Consider the following 17,349-nt stretch of genomic DNA (forward strand, 5'->3'; position numbering starts at 1 on the left):
GGGGCCCGCGGGGGGGGGGGGGGGGGGGGGGGGGGGGGGCGCGCGGGCGCGCCCCGCCCCCCGGGGGGGGGGGGGGGGGGGGGGGGGCGGGGGGGGGGGGGCCCCCCCCCCCCCCCGGCAGGTCCGTACGGCCGGGCTCGGGCGAACTCGGCCGGGATCGGCCGGGCCCGGTCAGACCCGGTCGGCCGCGATCAGGACGTACTGGAAGGAGCCGTCCTTGTACGACTCGATGAACGCCTCCTCGATGCCGGTGACCAGGGACGACGTGGCCCGCAGCTCCCAGTAGGGCAGGGTCGCCGGGGTCAGGTCCACGACGGCCTGCGGAACGAGCCGGTTGTCGGCCATCGCGCGCAGGTACTCCCGGCGGGAGTGGATGTTGCACTCGAAGTGCGCGTTGATCTGCGAGACCCACTTCGACGGCTGGCCGTACTTCGGGTTCCAGCAGCCGGTGATGGTGACGTACCGGCCGCCGATCCTCAGGAACCGGGCGTGCTCGGCGAAGAGGTCGTCCAGGTCGACGTACATGCTCGACTCGTTGTTCCAGGAGGCGGCGACGCTGCCCTTCTCGAACGGGGTGTCGAGCATGTTGCAGACGCGGGCGCGGACGTGCTCCTCGATGCCCAGCTCCTTCGCGCGCCGGTTGCCGAACTCGGCCTGCGCGGAGGAGAGGGTGACGCCCTCGACCCTGCAGCCGAAGCGCTGGTGGGCCATGACGCTCGAACCGCCCCGGCCGCAGCCGGCGTCCACGAGGGTGTCCTCGCGTCCGACGTCCCCGAGGTGGTCGAGGAGGACGTCGGTCTGCGCCGACTCCAGGCGGTGCAGCTCGGCGATGAGCCTCTTCTCGTACGCGCCGTCCTCCGGGTCCCCGAGGGCGGCGTGGTCGACCTCGCCGACGCCGTAGTGGTGGTGGTAGAGCCCGTCGACGTCGCCGAGGCGCAGGTTCACGGGCCGGGCCTCGGCGTTCCAGTAGCGCGCGATGTCGCCCTGGTAGGGGGTCACGGGGGCGGGGACGAAGGCGGCGGTGGTGTCGGTGCTGGTCACTGGGGTTTCCGTTTCTTACCAGAAGTCGGGCAGGCTGTAGCGGTAGGTGTTGGTCCGGTGCCAGTGGTGGTTGCCGTCGACCCACACGGCCACGCCCCGCAGGAAGCGCAGCACGCTCGGGACGGGGCAGGCGGCGGCCAGGGCGGCGGCCTCGGCCTCGAAGTCGCGCATGAGGTCGTTGTGGACCTCGATCGCCTTCAGGTAGGCGTCCTTCTCGGAGAGCGACTCGCGTTCGGCGAGCACCACGGGCAGGTTCAGGTGACGCCCTGGACTGTCGAGTTCCTTGGTGTACGAGTACAGGTCGTTGACGATGGTGCTCGCGTTGCCGGCGAGTGCGAGGACGCGCTGCATGGCCGGCCGGGCGTGCAGGTCGGCGGGGAGTTCGTAGCCGCCGACGGTGTCGGTGATGGTGGGGCAGGGGCGGAAGTTGTTGAACTGCCGCATGGCGAGGTACTCCCACACCTCGGGCAGGTGGTCCGTCTCGGCCCAGGCGGCCTCGGCGAGGTAGCCCAGGTGCAGCCGGGCCATGTCGTGCCGGTACCGGTCGGCCTGGGAGGGGGTGGCCTGCCGCACGAAGTACTCCATGGCGGAGCGGTACGCGCGCCGGGGGGCGTCCGCGTGGAGCGACTCCGCCCACTGCGGCTGGTAGGCCGAGGTCGTGTGCAGCGGGTCGAGGGCGGTGTGGGCGAGGAGGAGGCGGCCGCCGAGTCCGACGGGGGAACCTCCGTGGTCCTCGCAGTAGCAGTCGTCGACCGCGTTCTCGGCGACCATCAGCCGGGTGGCGATCATCAGGTGGTCGACGGTCGGGGCGTCGGGGTGGCAGGCGACCATGTAGCGGCCGACCAGGAAGCCGTCGAACTCCCCTTCCCAGTCGTCGGGGAACAGGTCCACCTCGTCGACCGCCCACTCCTTGATGCGGCGGCTGACCTCCGCCACGCGCGCGGGGTCGGGCTCCGGCACCGGGTGGAAGTAGAGACCGGGGATCGGCCGGCCTTCCGCCGGGTTCGCCGTCGCCGTTCCTTCCGGCGCGGGGGGCTCCGCGCGCGGGACCAGGGAGAGGCCCGCCGTGCCCAGACCGCTGGGACCGCGCAGGACCCGTTCGAGGGCGGACGGGGGCCCGGGGACGCCTTCGCGGAGGGGCGGGGCGGCCGGGGCGGCCGGGACGTCTCCGGGGACGGGGGCGGAGGGGGAGACGGGAGCGGAAGCGGGGGCGGGGGCGGTCGGCGGGGTGAGGGTGTGGGACGCGGCGGTGGGCAGGCTCGACCGCAGGGGGGAGGGCCCGGGATCGGGCATCCGTGACTCCTTGGAGGGGTGGGCGGGGCCGCCCGGTTCCGGGCGTGCTCGCCCGGCCCGGGGGCTCCGGGCCGCGCTGGACGGGCGGGTGCGGACGGGGCGGCGGGGCCTCAGCGTCTGCGGGCGATCTCCACGTTCTCCAGGACGCCGAGCGCGTTGGGCACCAGGACGGCGGCGGAGTAGTAGGTGGTGACCAGGTAGGAGATGATCGACTTCTCGTCGATGCCCATGAAGCGGACCGAGAGGCCCGGCTCGTACTCCTCCGCCAGACCGGTCTGCCGCAGGCCGATGACGCCCTGGTTGTCCTCGCCGGTGCGCAGCGCGAGGATCGAGCTGGTGTTCTCCGCGCTGATGGGGATCTTGTCGCAGGGCAGGATCGGGACCCCGCGCCAGGACCGGACGCTCCGGCCGTCGAGGTCGATCTGCTCGGGGTGGATCCCGCGGGCGTTGAGCTCGCGCCCGATCGCCGCGATCGTGCGGGGGTGGGCGAGGAAGAACTTGGTGCCCCGGCGGCGGGTGAGCAGCTCGTCGAGGTCGTCCGGGGTGGGCGGACCGGAGTGCGGCTGGATCCGCTGCTTGAAGTCGGCGTTGTGGAGCAGGCCGAACTCCCGGTTGTTGACCAGCTCGTGCTCCTGCCGCTCGCGCAGCGCCTCGACGGTGAGCCTGAGCTGCTCCTCGGTCTGGTTCATCGGGCCGTTGTAGAGGTCCGCGACGCGGGTGTGGACCTTGAGGACGGCCTGGGCGACGGAGAGTTCGTACTCGCGCGGCGCGAGCTCGTAGTCGACGAAGGCGCCCGGCAGCGCGACCTCACCGGTGTGGCCGGACAGCATCGGGATCGCGGCCTCGCCGTACTTGTTCCGCGGCCGGCCCGCCCGGGAGCCGAACTCCCGTACGTGGTCCCGGAGGGCGGGCGCCGAGGCCAGGACGGCGGTGAAGTCGGCGCGGGAGAGGGTGAGCAGGGTGCCGGCGGTCTCGGCGGTGGCGGTGCGGTCCCAGCCGGCGTCGGCGTCGAGGAGGGCCTTCTCACCGAAGTGGTCGCCGCCGGCGAGGACGGCGACGGTGCCCTCGCCGCCGTACTTGCCGGCGGAGGTCTGGACGATCCGGCCGTGGGCGATCAGGTGGACGGCCCCGGCGGGGTCGCCGCGCCGGGCCAGCACCTCACCGGCGTGGAAGTCGCGCTGGACGCACCGGGCGGCGAGCGCGGTCAGCACCCGCTCGTCGTCGAAGCCGCGGAGGAGGGCCAGCTCGCCGAGTTCTCGCGGGATGACCCGGACCCGGGCGCCCTCCTGGACGAACTCGACGCGCCCGTCGCCGACGGTGTGGCTCAGTCGGCGGTTCACCCGGTAGGCGCCGCCCCTGGTCTCCACCCAGGGAAGCATCCGCAGCAGCCAGCGGGAGGTGATCTCCTGCGCCTGCGGGACGGACTTGGCCGTGTGGGCGAGCCTGCGGGCGGCCGCGGTGCTCAGACTGGACTGCCTGGGCGGCGCGAGCCGCGCTTCCGGGCGGTCGTCAACGGTCATCGGGCGGGCTCTCTTCCACGAAGGCGGTGTGTCGCGCCCGGGCGCGTCACACCGCCGCAAGGAGAAACGGGGTGCGCGGATCCGGCGGTTCGCCCGGATCCCGGGGAACAGTAACGGCGGCGCACCCGTCCCCACCCGAGAGAACGGGACCTTTACCTCCATGCAGTGATCTTGATCCGAACAGGGTTTACCCGTCCGACCGCAGGTTTTCGAGCCATTCGCACACGTGTCGGCCGGGAGCCGGGTCAGCGCCCCAGCCGGGCGTCCAGCCACTGGAGCACCTCGGGGGTCACCGGATCGGTGATGTCGGCGAACTCTCCGTGCTTCTCCAGGAACTTCGCCACGTAGGGGCAGACCGGGACGATCCGCATCCCGGAGGCGCGCACGTCGGTGAGGGCCTGCTCGACGAGGATCCCGGCCAGGCCCCGGCCCGCGTAGGCGTCGTCGATCTCGGTGTGGAAGAAGACCCGCCGGTCGTCGCGGTCGCGGTAGGCCGTCAGACCGGCGCGCTCGCCGTCGACGAGGATCTCGTAGCGGTGCCGGGCGTCCACCCGGCGGACGCCGGGAGGAGAGGACTGCTGGGTCACGGAAGTGCCTTTCGGGCGGGAGGGGCGGGGGACGGGCCGCCGGAGCGGCGGGACGGCGGGCGGTGTCCCGGCCCGCTCCCGGAGGGGCGGCGCCGTCCGGCCCCCACCCCCGGGGAGGCGGCCGGGCGGGTTCCGCGAGCCCTTGCCACCGCCACCGTCCCGACCGGCCCGGTCCTGTCCTGCCCCTGTTCGGTTCGGTTCCGGAAAACGATCTTCCCCATCATACGGACGACCTGCGACGCGGCGGTGGCGGTCGCCACCGCCCTCGCGTTCCGCCGGGCAGGCCGCGGGAACGCGCCGCCGCACCGGCCGTCCGTCCGGCCGCCGCCCCCCGTTCGGAGTAGGGGCGCACTTCCCTTCCGGGGGACGAGCGGGACGGGGGCGAAGGCGCGGACGGCCGGTGCGGCGGCGGGGCCCGGCCGCGACCGGGGCGGGGACACGGCCGTCCGGGTGCCCCGGGACCAGGGGTTTCGGGGCGGGGTCTGACCGCACCCGCCCGGGGGTCGTGGTGTGCCGCGGCGGGTTCGGGGAAGCGGTTCCGACATGCGCCCGGTGATCGACATGACGGACGATTGCCGAGGCGAGTCATCACACGCTGCGAGGAAAGAGGCATCGGCACGTGGCCCACGTACCTTCAGACGGCCCGGACGGCTCCCGGGGACTCCCGGGCGTGCCGGCGTCGATCGCGCACATGCCCGGATACATCCGCGAGGAGTTCGCGCGGCGGCTGCGCCGCGTCAAGGGCGCCTACCGGGAAGAGGACGTCCAGGTCGTCGAGAAGCCCCTGCTCAAACGCGCGGTCGGGGCCTCGGCGCTCGGGAACTGCATGGAGTGGTTCGACTTCGGCGTCTACAGCTATCTCGCCGCGACCATCGGCAAGGTCTTCTTCCCCGGCGCCTCGCCGGGAGCGCAGCTGATCTCGTCCTTCGCGACGTTCGCCGCCGCGTTCGTGGTGCGACCGCTCGGCGGTCTCGTCTTCGGACCCCTCGGCGACCGCGTCGGCCGGCAGAAGGTCCTCGCCACGACCATGATCATGATGGCGGCGGGCACCTTCGCGATCGGCCTGATCCCCAGCTACGCCACGATCGGCATCGCCGCCCCCATCCTGCTGCTGATCGCCCGGATGGTCCAGGGCTTCTCCACCGGGGGCGAGTACGGCGGTGCCACCACCTTCGTGGCCGAGTACTCGCCGGACCGCCGGCGGGGCTTCCTGTCCAGCTGGCTCGACTTCGGCACCTTCGTCGGCTACGCCATGGGGTCCGCGCTGGTCACCCTGCTGAACCTGGCCCTGTCGGACGAGCAGATGCTGGCCTGGGGCTGGCGCCTCCCGTTCCTGATCGCGGGGCCGCTGGGTGTGATCGGCCTCTACATGCGGCTGAAGCTGGAGGAGTCCCCGGCGTTCCAGCAGCAGCTGGACGAGCACGAGAAGAGCCTGGCCCAGAAGTCGGCCGGCAGCGAGTTCAAGACCATCGTGCGCGCCCACTGGCGGTCGCTGCTGCTGTGCGCGGGGCTGGTCCTGCTCTACAACGTCACCAACTACATGGTCACCGGCTACCTGCCCACGTACCAGACGGAGACGCTGGACCGGTCCAGTACGTCGGCGGACGTGCTGGTGCTCGTCGGCATGGTGTGGATCGCCGTCCTCATCACCTTCCTCGGCCGCCTCAGCGACCGGGTCGGCCGGCGCCCCCTGTACGCGGTCGGAGCCGCGGCGATGATCGTCCTCGCGATTCCCGCCTTCCTGCTCATCAAGGCGGGGGGCACCTGGCTCCCGGTCCTCGGCGTGCTGATCCTGTCCACCCTGCTCGCCGCCTTCGCCGCGCCGAGCGCGGCCACACTCCCCGCCCTGTTCCCGACCGCCGTGCGCTACGCCGCGATGGGCATCGGCTTCAACTTCTCCGTGGCGGCCTTCGGCGGCACCACCCCGCTCGTGACCGAAGCGCTCGTGAACGCCACGGGCGACGACATGGTCCCCGCGTACTACCTCATGGTGGCCGGCGCGATCGGTCTGGTGACCGTCGCGTTCCTGCCGGAGAGCGCCCGGCTGCCCCTGGACGGCTCCCGGCCGATGGTCGGCTCGCGGGAGGAGCGGAAGGAACTGATCGACACCTCCCACGACCTCGTCCGGTACGCGGAACAGCGCTCTCCGTCGCCCTGAGGCCGACCGGTCCGCGCACGGGGCCGCGGGACGGCCGGTGCGGTTGCCGGGGGCCGGGGAGACCGCCGCCGCCCCGTGCGACGGGGTGGGCGCGGTCCCGAGCGACGAGTTCCGGGCGGGCCGGCGGTCCACCCCGTATGGAGAACACCGCACGCATGGAACCGATCGACCTGGGGGCGGCCGCCGAGCGCGTCGCCCGGCTCGCGGAGGGCATCGCCGACGAGCGGCTCGGTGATCCGACGCCCTGCCCCGAGTACGCGGTACGGGAACTGCTCGCCCATGTCGCCGGGCTCAGTACCGCCTTCCGCGACGCGGCCCGCAAACGGTTCGGGCCGACGACCGACACGCCGCCCGGTTCGTCCCTCCCGGTCCTGCCCGACGACTGGCGGACGGCGCTTCCCGAGGCGCTGGACGAGCTGGTCACCGCCTGGCGGGAACCGGGCGCCGGGGAGGGGAACACGAGGGCGGGCGGAATCGAACTGCCGGCCCCCGTCATGGGCCGGATCGCCCTCGACGAGCTGCTGCTCCACGGCTGGGACCTGGCGCGGGCGAGCGGCCGGACGTACGAGGTGAGCGAGGAGGAGCTGCGGGTCTCCGAGGCCCTGCTGACCCCGGCCGACGACGTGTCCGGCGAGGGGTTCTTCGGTCCGGTCGTCGCGGTGCCCGAGGGCGCTCCCCTCCTGGACCGCGTGATCGGCCTCGGCGGACGCCGGCCCGACTGGCGCCCCGCCCGACCGCGCTGATCGGGGCGTGGGACCGGAGGCGGGTCAGTGACGCGGGGGCTCCGGTGCGGTGGTGTCGCCCTGTACGGGGGCCGGTCGGCGCTGACGTCGGGCCGGGCGGAGCGCCCCGATGTCAGCCAAAACAACACCGGGAGCGCGCTCGCCGGAAGCGGCGTCGTCTGCCCTCCCGTCGATGTGCGGCTGATCGACACCCCACTCCGGTTCCTGAAGGAATCCGGCCTCCTCCCGCCCCCGGGGCACCGGCCGGGAGCGGCGGGTGGGGGTCGGCCGGGTGACGCCCGCCGTCCGGTGGGCGCTTTCCGCGACGGGCGCCGGGTGTCCCCCGCCCGGCGCCCGTTCCCCGTCCCCGTCCTGGTCCCCGTCCTGGTCCTGTTCCTACGGCCGGCGGGAGTCCTTTTCCCCCGCGTGGGCCGCCCGCGCCACCGCCGCGGCGAAATCCCGGACGTCCTCCTCCGTGGTGTCGAAGGAACACATGAGGCGCGCTTCGTTGCGGAGCCTGTCGCTGAGATACAGGTCGTAGCGTCGCGAAAGCGCGGCCAGGACGGTTCCGGGAAGGACGGCGAACACGGAGTTGGCCTCGACCGGCCGGGTGACCGTCACTCCTTCCACCCGGGCGAGGAGGGAGCCCAGCCGTTTCGCCATGGCGTTCGCGTGCGCCGCGTTGCGGTGCCACAGGTCCCCGTCGAGAAGCGCCTCGAACTGGACGGAGAGGAAACGCATCTTGGACGCGAGCTGTGTGGTGCGCTTGCGCAGGAGGGCCGTGCCCGACACCCGGGACGGGTCGAGGACCACCACGCATTCACCGAGGAGAAGCCCGTTCTTGGTACCGCCGAAGGACAGGATGTCCACCCCCGCGTCCGTCGTGCAGGCCGACAGGGGGACGTCCAGCGAGACGGCCGCGTTCGCGAGGCGCGCGCCGTCCATGTGGACGGCGAGACCGTGCGCGTGGGCGAGGGCGGCGAGGACGCGGACCTCCTCCGGGGTGTAGCAGGTTCCCAGTTCGGTGGCCTGGGTCAGGGAAAGGACCTGGGGCCGGGCGTGCTGTTGGTCCTCCGCCGTCTCCAGCACGGCTTCGACCGATGCGGTACCGATCTTCCCGTCCGTGGCGGGGACTCCCAGCAGTTTCAGTCCCGCGACGTGCTCCGGCCCCCCTCCCTCCTCCTGGTTCACGTGCGCCCGTCCGGCACAGACGGCCGCGCCCCACCGGTCCGTGACGGCCTGCAGCGCGACGACGTTCGCCCCGGTGCCGTTGAAGACGGGGAAGACCTCGGCGCCGGGTCCGAAGTGCCGGCGGAAGGTGTCCCCCAGGTGGGCGGTGTAGCGGTCCTCCCCGTACGACCGCTGGTGTCCCCCGTTCGCGAGGAGCAGCGCGGAGAGCACCTCCGGGTGGGCGCCCGAGCAGTTGTCGCTCGTGAAGTCGCGCCGTCCGGGGTCGTGTCGGAGGACCGCGCCGGTGGAGGGCGGCGGACGCCGTACGGGGGGTGGCACGCGTTCCGGCGGGGCGTGTCCGGCGGACGCGTCTCCTCTTCAACCGCCGGCGACGTAGCTCCAGTACGGGTCGACGAGCGCCCCGAGCTGTCGGGCGGTGTGGAGGACGCGGGCGGGCTCCTCCCCCCGGGCCAGGCCGTGCGCGAGGACCTCCAGGGTTCCTTCGGCCACTTCCGGGGGTGGCCGGTCGCCCCACGACTCCATGTAGGCGAGTACGGGTCGCGGGGCGTCCTCCAGCCCCCGGGAGGCGTCGACGATGCGGGAGAAGAGCGTGCACCAGGTCGAGAGGTCCGTGTGGAGGTAGAGGGCGGCTTCGGCGGGGCCTGCCTGGGTGCCCATCCAGGTCAGGTCGCGCACCACGCGGAAGAGCCCCTGGTCGACGGGGACCGGCGGGATGTCGGGGCCGGAGACGTCGACGGACGGGGCGGCATCGCGCAGCAGGCCGCGCGCGGTGGCGATGGTGTGCTGGACGAACGAGAACAGGGTGGCCGGTATCTCGTGACGGTGCCGGGCCACCAGGAGGGCGTAGGTGGACAGTTCGGCCTCCTGGCACTGGTACTCGGCCAGCAGGATCCTCCTGAAGTGCTCGGGGCGGATCTGCCCGGACCGCGCCAGTTCGACGATCCGGTTGCCGCCGACGAACCGTTCGACGTCCGGTTTCATCGCTTCGACGAGCTGTTCGGGTTCCACGGGATTCTCCTTCGCGGGCGCGGTTGTGGTTGCGGGTGCGGGTGCGGCGAGGGGGGCCGGAGCCGGGCGCGCGACCGTCGTGATCACGGCGGGCCTCCGGGTGACCGGGCGGCCCCGCTGGAACACGTACCGCGCGCGGCCGACGGCGGTGATGTCCCGGAACGGGTCGCCTTCGAGGGCGACGAGGTCGGCGGTGGCTCCGGGGGCGACGGTGCCCAGGTCGGGCCGGCCGAGGAGGTCGGCCGCGACGCTCGTGGCCGCGCGCAGGGCGCGCAGGGCGGTGTAGCCGTGGTCCATCAGGGTGGGGAACTCCCGCCAGTTCTCGGCGTGGGGGAACATCCCCGCGTCGGTCCCGAACGCCGTCTTCACGCCGGTCCTGGCGGGCCGCAGGAGCCCTTCGCGCAGCGCCTCGGCGTGCTCGCGGTAGTTCTCGCGGGCCACGGCCAGGGAACCGTCCCAGAAGGCGTCGTCGTCGAGCCGGTCGAGGAAACGGGTCTGGACGTACTGGGTGGGCACCAGGAACGTGCCCGCCTCCTCCATCGCCCGGTAGGTGGGCGGAGTGGCGAAGCAGCCGTGTTCCACGCTGCGCACCCCCGCGGCGACGGCCCTCAGGACGGCACGGTCGGTGAAGACGTGGGCCGCGCAGGGCAGGCCGAGGTCGTCGGCGGTGGCGACGATGGTCTCCACCTCGACGCGCGAGTAGGAGGTGCTGGTGGGGCTGTCCACCGGCGAGGAGAATCCGCCGCCGCCCGCGAACTTGATCCAGTCGGCTCCCGCGCGGGACTGCTCGCGCACCGCGCGGCGCAACCCCCCGACGCCCTGGGCCAGGGTGCCGATCCGGTGCCCGTAGCGCTGGGCGAGGTCGGGCTTCTTGTCGCCGTGACCGCCGGGCGGGGACAGGATGTTGGGGGCGGCGACGATGCGCGGCCCCTCGATCAGGCCGTCCTCGACCGCGTCGCGCAGCGACACGTTGAGGGGCAGGTGGGCGCTGCCGAGGTCCCGGACGGTGGTGAACCCGTTGTGCAGCAGCGCGCGCAGGACGGGTACGGCGGTGAGGGTCTGGTAGGCGGCGGGCCGGGTCTCCGCCTCCTCGTCGAGCAGGTGGACGTGGCAGTCGATGAATCCGGGCAGCAGCGTGCAGCCGGGCATGTCGAGGACGTCCGCCTCCGGCCCCGGGACGAGGTCGTGGGCGACGGCCGCGACACGGCCGTCCCGCACGAGGACGGAGAGTCCTTCGACGGGGGCGTCCGCGACCGCGTCCCACACGCGGTCGGGACGCAGCAGGATCTCCCGGTCGGGGGGTGTGCGCACGAATACCTCCGGGGCGACGGGCACGGGGGGACGGGTACGGAGGGGCGGCTCGCGGACGGTGTGGGGCCGGGCGATGCCGCCGGTGCCGCTCAGGGGACGGCGGGCGGCGTGTAGCGGGGATCGCCCCAGACGTCGCCGGGCCCGGGGTTGCCGGGCTCGGGGCGGGCGCCGAGCCCGCGCAGGACCCCCCAGGCGGCGTTGAGGCCCGAGGCGAGGGCGTGGTCGAGCCAGCCCGGCGACCAGGAGGTGTCGTCACCGGCCAGGTAGAGGGCGTTCGGCGGTTCGCCCGGCACGGCCGGGGCCCCGGTGAAGTCCTTGAGGAAGTGGGCGAAGAGGTCCCGCTGGTAGGGGTAGTCGCCCGGGCAGGACCAGCGGCACAGGCCGCGGAAGTTCTTCTCGTTCTCCCACGACACCGTCACCGCCTCGCCCGCGCGGGCCTGGGCGCGCAGTTCGTCCGCCATCGCGGGGTGGATGTCCGCGAGGTCGCGGACGAAGAGCGCGACCCTCTCCTCCAGGCCGGAGGGGGCGACCTTCAGCGCGTCCTGGGCCCAGCTGAAGCTGAGGTCGAGCACGCCCCGGCGGCCTCCGGGACCGCGCGCGGGCCCGTAGTCCATGGTGTAGGCGGCTCGTGGCAGCCGGTCGGTGAGGGTGACCCCGTCCATGCCGGTGGCCTCCCAGAACGGACGCTCGACCACGAGGGCGGTCTTGGCGGACTGCCAGTAGGAGAGGCGGCGGACGGCCCGCCACAGCCGGGGGCCGAACACGGGGACGCCGGGAACGGTGGAACGCACCTCGACCCCGGTCTCCAGCAGGCGCAGTTGCGGGGTGAACACCACGGCCGCGAACCGCTCCTCGCGCCCGTCCGCGTCGTGTACCACCACGCCGCGCGCCGCGTCCGGTTCGACTTCCAGAAGCCGCACGGCGGGCCCCGGCGCCCCCTCGTTGGCCGCCTCCAGGCTGCGGGTCCGTCCGCGGGGGTCGGTGACCGGACGGGTCCAGAACCCTTCGGCGAGCCGGCTGATGCCGTCGGGCGCGTAGAGGGTGTCGCTCCCCTCGGTGCACAGCAGCAGCCGGAGGATCTCGACCACGCTGATCTCGAAGAAGGAGTCCCACACGGCGGGTCCCACTCCCGCGGTGCCCAGGAGTCGCGCCTGGTCGTGGCCCAGGCCCGCGCCGTCGGGCTCCCGCAGGAAGCGGTAGAAGGACCAGGGTTCGAACCGGTCGAGCACCTGGTTCCAGCGACGGCGCACCGCGGTGAGGTCACGCGCGGCGAGGTCACGCCGGATCTGGGGGAGACCGACCCGGGCGAGGGCGCGCTGCCAGCGCGTGTGCGCCTCGCGGAAGCCGTCGTGCCGGTCGTACAGGTCCTGGATCTCCCGGGCGGCGTACTGGACGCCGTCCACGTCCAGCACGGTCAGCGGAGTGACGGGGGCGGCGTAGTTGTCGCGGAACGGCTCCAGGCGGACGCCGAACGTCCGGGCGTACTGGCGCAGCAGGGAGGCGGAGTCGGGGAAGCGCATGCAGCCCAGCTCCACGACGGCGCTGTCCTCCTCCCGGAGGCGCCGGCTGTACATGCGTCCTCCCAGGCGCCGGCCACCCGGCCCGTCCGCGCTCCGCTCGGCCTCGTACAGGACGGGGTGGCAGCCGGCCCGCAGCAGTTCGTAGGCGGCGGCCAGCCCGCTGCCACCGGCTCCGACGACGGCGACGCGCGCCCCGCGGGTCTCCTCGGGCAGTCGTCCCATGCGCCGGCCGCCGCCGACGTGCGCGGTGTAGTCGAAGGGGAAGTCGACCTGGAGATCGGTGGCGGGCGGGGGCGTGCTCGGGCTCATCGCTGGCTCCAGGGGGGGAGGGCGGGCGGCTTCCAGGTGTGGACGGGGGCGGCCCCCGCGGCGAGCCGCGCGTAGTGGACGGTCAGTTCCGCCAGTTCGGCGGAGTCCCGTTCGCGTGCGGAGTCCCGTTCGCGTGCGGAGTCCCGTTCGCGTGCGGGGCTCCGGGGGTCCGGCGGTCCGGGCCGTCCGGCTCCCCCGTCCGCCGTGCCGCGCCGCCGCAGCGCTTCGCGCGTCCGCTGCTGCCACCACGCGCCCGTACGGCCCGTCACGACCCGGTGGTGCAGCAGGTCCAGCAGGGTGTCGGCCTCGCCGGCGTCCACCGAGAGGAGGTCCAGTCCCTCGCGGGCCCGCGGCAGTAACGCCTCGACCAGGGCGCCGGCCTCGTGCTCCCGCGGCGCGGCCCCGGGCGCGGGCCACCACAGGGAGGCGTCCAGACCGTCGCGCGCGGCGCGGTAGAAGTTGGTCCTGGCACGGGCGAACGGGAGCTCTTCGGCCACGTCGCGTCCGCCGGCCGTCAGGAAGAGCGTGAGGCCGACGAGGAAGGCGGCGTTCGCGGCCATGTCCAGCGGTGTCGGCCCGGAGGGGAGCGCCCGGAACTCGATCCGCAGGTGGCCGAGCGGGTCGTACACCGGCCGGTTCCACCACCACACCGTGCTCAGGTGCAGGCGGAGTTCCTCCAGCTCCGGCCAGTCGCCGGGCGCGTCGCGGTCGCCGGAGGAGACCTCGGGCAGCAGGACGTCGTAGTGGCGTACGGCCTCCTCGAACGCTGTGAGGGGACCGCCCCGCGTCCATCCGGGGCCGAATCCGACCCGGGGGCGCCGGGCGCCGGGGGCGGCGCGGTCGCCGAAGCCGTGTTCGTACACCGGGATGCGGGCCTCCTGCCATCCGGGCCTGCCCAGCGGGAAGGGGGAGTTCCCCGCGGCCGCCAGGGCCGGCCCGGTGGCGAGCTGGGCGGCGTTGAAGGCGCGGTGGAAGAGGTGCGGGGCGACCGTCAGGTGCACCTGCCAGGAACAGGCCGCTCCCTGGACCGCCACGGACTCCGCCCTGATCAGGTCCCGTTCGCCCACGGGCAGGTCGAAGGGTACGGGGCGGCGGCGGGCCCAGGCCCGCTCCAGCGCGTGGTAGCGGGGGAGGTCGGTCAGTGCCCGCCCGGTGAGATCGGCCGGGGTGAGCGTGGGCAGGGTCCCGATCGGGACCGCCCCGATCCCCCGGCGTCCCGGCGCCGGGGCGGTGATCCCCGCCAGGGTCCGCGACGCCTGCGCGGCCAGAGCGGTGAAGGGACGTCCTCGCGCGGGGACCGGTGTCAGGTTCGCCTCGAGGTTGAAACGGGCCACCTCCAGGGTGAGCCGGTCGTCCCGGGAGGCTTCGCGGACGGCCGCGTTCACCGGAGCGGGACGGCCGTCCGGTCCGACGAGGGAGAATTCGAGTTCTGCCCCCAGCGTGGGCGGCGCCGTCCCAAAACCGGGGTCCGCGACCGCCTTCCCCAGGGCGGAAAGACACTCCGCCAGACGGGACCGGAACAGTGCGTGGTCCCGCTCCGTGAACGTCACCCGACCGACTTCGCGGCCCATGTCACTCCTCCGTACGGCCTTGTTCCTGTTCTCCTGGACCGGTCGTGGTGGCGGCGGTGCTCAGCCGGCGGCGACCGCACGCCACCAGTCCCGCAGTGCCGGCTCCATCCGCACCGCGCTGCGGACGACCCGGTCGTCGGGTTCGTGGTGCTCCCTGCCGTACTCGATGACCTCCAGCACGCCGTCCGCCACCTCCGGCGGGTTGTCCCGGTAGGCGTCGGCGTACGCCACCACGGCCTCCGGCACCCGGTCCGTCCCGGCGAGGACGTCGGCGAGGACCGCGCAGGAGTTGCACCACAGGGTGAAGTCGGTACGGGCCAGGAGGGCCGCTTCCCCCGCTCCGGCGTGCAGGGCGACCCAGGAGATGAACTCGGTGAACCGCCGTACCGCCTCCAGCCGGGGCTCCCGGCGCATCCGGTCGACCGACATGCCGAGCGCGGGCGCGAGTTCGGTCACCATGCGCCGGCGCGCCCGCATCAGCTCGCGCGTGACGAAGGAGAAGAATCCGGCGGGGACCTCGTGCGGGAACCGGGAGGTCAGCAGGCCGTAGGCCGTGAACTCCGCCTCCTGCGACTGGAACTCCGCCAGTGCGAAACTCCGCAGGTGTTCCTCCTCGATCATCCCTTCCCGGGCCAGTGCCAGGAACTCATTGGCACTGAGGTGTTCGGGAATGTTTATTCCGACACGGTCGATGAATTCGGTGGCAGGCAAGAGGAAGACCCCCTCGGAGGAAATGTCGTGGTCGGCGACGAGAACGGCGCGCCGGAATCCGCAGACGGATCCGGACGACGAGGGCCACGTTGCCGAAGCCACCCTCGGGGCGCTCTGCTCGCACGACCCAGAATTGCCCTAGGAGGCGGGCTTGGCAAGCGGATCCGATTGCTCCGTGGCGGGGCGCTCCAGCCCCCTGATCACGCGGGTCCCGCGGCGGGCGGACGGGCGGCACACCTGAGCTGCGCAAACTTTTTCCCCTCGTCCTCCCGAGGCCGAAGAGAACAGGGAGAAAAAAATCGGAGACTGTCCGAATGGCGCGCTTCCTGGATTTCACACGAACAACTCCCGCACCGCGCTGAACCCTTTCCCCTCCTCTGCCGCCCGGGAGTCCGATGCGCAACGGACGGAGCACCGGGGACTTCACGCACGCGCCCGCCCCGGCCTTTTCAGGACGATTTCCGGGCCCGTCTCCCCGGGCCGGTGTTCACGGCGGCCGACGACGGGGCCCCGCCCCGTCCGCCGCACCGGGACGGGACCCGCTTCCGGACGCCGGAGCGCCACCACCGGTGGCCCCGGTGCCGGCCGATACGGGGCCGGTCTCCCGCTCCGCTCCCCCGCACCGCGACCCTGGTCAGGCCGGCGACCCTCGTGGGCCCGGAGAGGGTGACGGCGTGGGAGACGTCGGCCACGACGTACACCTCGTACCCCTGCTCCGGGGGAGGCGCGGCCCTTCGAAGCGCTCGGAGTCCTGTGGCAGGACCTGTCGGCCGCGATGCCGTACATCGTCCTGTCGCCCGCGGATGCCGAGGACATGTCGACCGACTCGGACTTCCTGCTCCAGCGGCGGGTCGTCGAGATCAGCGACGGCATCCTCACCCTTCGGCCGTACCGGTCGCGGAAGGTGCGGGAGGCGGCCCAGGGCGCCTTCGGCACCGGAACGGTGCGCGATGCCGCAGCAGTCGAGGCAGCCCTCGTGAAGGCGGCGCTCGCCGGCCTGGAGGCGGGCCGGTTCGCCGACGACGTCGCCCCGCCGTCGGCGGAGGCCGTCTCCCGCAAGGACCTGCGCGCGGACACGGAGTGGCTCCTGCTGGTGGCGGACGCCTACGCCAACCGCGTCGAGCGCGTCGCCGGCGACGGCCAGCCGGAGCCTGTTGGAGCCTGAGGCCATGACCGACCCGACCCAGGACCCCCACTTCCTCCAGGACCCCTACCCGGCCTATGCGGCCCTGCGCTCGACCTGCCCCGTGCAGCCCGTGCCCGCCGGTTCCGGCGGGCGTCCCAGCTACCTGGTCACCGGTTACGCGGAAGCCCGGGAAGCCCTCGGCGACGCCCGGCTCTCGAAGGACACGGCCGTCTTCTTCGCGGGCAAGGGGTCACGGCGCCGCCTGCACCCCGCGGTCGCCCACACCATGCTGGCCAGTGACCCGCCCCGGCACACCCGGCTGCGCAAGCTGGTGACCAAGGCGTTCACCACCGGGGCCGTCACCCAGCTGCGCCCCTTCATCGCCCGGGTCGCCGACGAGCTGCTGGACCGGTGGCCCGGCGGCGGGCCGTTCGACTTCATGGCCGGCCTGGCGGTTCCCCTGCCGGTCATCGTCATCTGCGAACTGCTCGGCGTCCCGCGGGCCGACCGGTCCGATGTCCGGCGCTGGTCCGCGCAGCTCTTCGCGGCAGGGGAACCCGACGTCATCGACACCGCCTCGCACGCGGTGGCCGACTACATGACGCACCTCATCGCCACCAAGCGCCGGGACCCCGGCAGCTCCCTCCTCGACCGGCTCGTCGCCGCTCGTGACGGAGACGGCCACCTGCGCGAGGAGGAGCTGGTCTCCCTGGCCGTGCTCCTGCTCGTGGCCGGACACGAGACCACCACCAACGCCCTCGGCAACGCCCTCCTGGCCCTCCTCCAGCATCCGACCGAACTGGACCGCCTCCGGAAGGATCCGGACGGGATCCCTGCCGCGCTGGACGAACTGCTCCGCTTCGACTCCGCGGTGAGCACGGCCACCTTCCGGTTCACCACGGAAACCGTCACCCTCGGCGGTACCGACATTCCGGCCGGCGTCCCGGTCCTGGTCGCGCTCGGAGCGGCCAACCGGGACCCCGCACGGTTCCCGGCACCGGACCGGCTCGACCTGAACCGGGGCGCCGCCGCCCACCTCGCCTTCGGCCACGGCATCCACCGCTGCCTCGGCGCCCCCCTGGCCAGGGCCGAGATGGAGATCGCTCTGCGCACGGTGCTCGCCCGATTCCCCGGGATCCGGCTCGCCGTACCGGCTGAGCGACTGGACTGGCGACGCACCCGTCTCGTTCGTGGCCTCACATCGCTTCCCGTCCTGGCGTAGCCGCTCGGTTCACAGCCGCGTCGCCTACCAGGGCAGTGCGACGGCTTCTTCGCCCAAGG

At 73.4% G+C, this 17,349-nt stretch carries 12 protein-coding genes and 1 pseudogene; 4 read left to right on the top strand and 9 right to left on the bottom strand.

Annotated elements, in window-relative coordinates:
- Positions 1 to 171: 171 nt before the first annotated feature.
- The 4 genes from ACFYZY_RS23335 to ACFYZY_RS23350 all read right to left on the bottom strand — a co-directional run bounded on the left by ACFYZY_RS23335 (position 172) and on the right by ACFYZY_RS23350 (position 4,441).
- Positions 172 to 1,041: a geranyl diphosphate 2-C-methyltransferase gene (locus ACFYZY_RS23335; RefSeq protein WP_388697312.1), complete on the bottom strand. Its 870-nt coding sequence runs from the start codon at positions 1,039 to 1,041 to the stop codon at positions 172 to 174.
- Between the two features lie 15 nt (positions 1,042 to 1,056).
- Positions 1,057 to 2,334 (bottom strand): family 2 encapsulin nanocompartment cargo protein terpene cyclase, encoded by a 1,278-nt coding sequence (locus ACFYZY_RS23340; protein WP_388697315.1) that lies wholly within the window; start codon positions 2,332 to 2,334, stop codon positions 1,057 to 1,059.
- Positions 2,335 to 2,444: 110 nt separating this feature from the next.
- The gene (locus ACFYZY_RS23345) at positions 2,445 to 3,854 is read right to left on the bottom strand and encodes a family 2B encapsulin nanocompartment shell protein (RefSeq protein ID WP_388697317.1); all 1,410 of its coding nucleotides are present in this window, start codon (positions 3,852 to 3,854) and stop codon (positions 2,445 to 2,447) included.
- Between the two features lie 245 nt (positions 3,855 to 4,099).
- Complete coding sequence (locus tag ACFYZY_RS23350) at positions 4,100 to 4,441, bottom strand: GNAT family N-acetyltransferase (protein ID WP_388697320.1); 342 nt, start codon at positions 4,439 to 4,441, stop codon at positions 4,100 to 4,102.
- Between the two features lie 691 nt (positions 4,442 to 5,132).
- On the opposite strand from ACFYZY_RS23350, the gene proP reads away from it, so the two are divergent.
- Together proP and ACFYZY_RS23360 are read left to right on the top strand one after the other, a co-directional pair.
- Positions 5,133 to 6,599 (top strand): glycine betaine/L-proline transporter ProP, encoded by a 1,467-nt coding sequence (gene proP / locus ACFYZY_RS23355; protein WP_388697322.1) that lies wholly within the window; start codon positions 5,133 to 5,135, stop codon positions 6,597 to 6,599.
- A gap of 155 nt (positions 6,600 to 6,754) precedes the next feature.
- A complete protein-coding gene (locus ACFYZY_RS23360; protein ID WP_388697324.1) occupies positions 6,755 to 7,342 on the top strand; it encodes a TIGR03086 family metal-binding protein in 588 nt (195 codons plus the stop codon).
- A gap of 375 nt (positions 7,343 to 7,717) precedes the next feature.
- Here ACFYZY_RS23360 and ACFYZY_RS23365 read toward each other — a convergent pair whose 3' ends face one another.
- From ACFYZY_RS23365 to ACFYZY_RS23385, 5 genes are all read right to left on the bottom strand, one after another.
- Positions 7,718 to 8,830 carry a threonine aldolase family protein gene (locus ACFYZY_RS23365; protein ID WP_388697326.1) on the bottom strand — a complete coding sequence of 371 codons (1,113 nt, stop codon included), beginning with the start codon at positions 8,828 to 8,830 and terminating at the stop codon, positions 7,718 to 7,720.
- 39 nt (positions 8,831 to 8,869) lie between these two features.
- A complete protein-coding gene (locus ACFYZY_RS23370; RefSeq protein WP_388697329.1) occupies positions 8,870 to 10,831 on the bottom strand; it encodes an amidohydrolase family protein in 1,962 nt (653 codons plus the stop codon).
- Between the two features lie 89 nt (positions 10,832 to 10,920).
- Entirely contained in the window at positions 10,921 to 12,660 is a 1,740-nt protein-coding gene (locus tag ACFYZY_RS23375) for a flavin monoamine oxidase family protein (protein WP_388697331.1), read from the bottom strand.
- On the bottom strand, positions 12,657 to 14,231 hold the full coding sequence (locus ACFYZY_RS23380) for a glutamate--cysteine ligase (protein ID WP_388697333.1): 1,575 nt from the start codon (positions 14,229 to 14,231) through the stop codon (positions 12,657 to 12,659). The genes ACFYZY_RS23375 and ACFYZY_RS23380 overlap by 4 nt, the downstream gene beginning before the upstream one ends.
- A 60-nt stretch (positions 14,232 to 14,291) precedes the next feature.
- Complete coding sequence (locus ACFYZY_RS23385) at positions 14,292 to 14,942, bottom strand: hypothetical protein (RefSeq protein WP_388697335.1); 651 nt, start codon at positions 14,940 to 14,942, stop codon at positions 14,292 to 14,294.
- Positions 14,943 to 15,681: 739 nt separating this feature from the next.
- Between ACFYZY_RS23385 and ACFYZY_RS23390 the strand changes: the two are divergent.
- Together ACFYZY_RS23390 and ACFYZY_RS23395 are read left to right on the top strand one after the other, a co-directional pair.
- A pseudogene (locus ACFYZY_RS23390) lies at positions 15,682 to 16,107 on the top strand (DUF6545 domain-containing protein); the annotation flags it as partial.
- A gap of 4 nt (positions 16,108 to 16,111) precedes the next feature.
- Positions 16,112 to 17,290, top strand: a complete 1,179-nt coding sequence (locus ACFYZY_RS23395) for a cytochrome P450 (RefSeq protein WP_388697338.1) — start codon at positions 16,112 to 16,114, stop codon at positions 17,288 to 17,290.
- Positions 17,291 to 17,349 lie beyond the last annotated feature (59 nt).

Origin of the sequence: Streptomyces sp. NPDC001744 (assembly GCF_042892575.1) — a bacterium.
Taxonomy (GTDB): domain Bacteria; phylum Actinomycetota; class Actinomycetes; order Streptomycetales; family Streptomycetaceae; genus Streptomyces.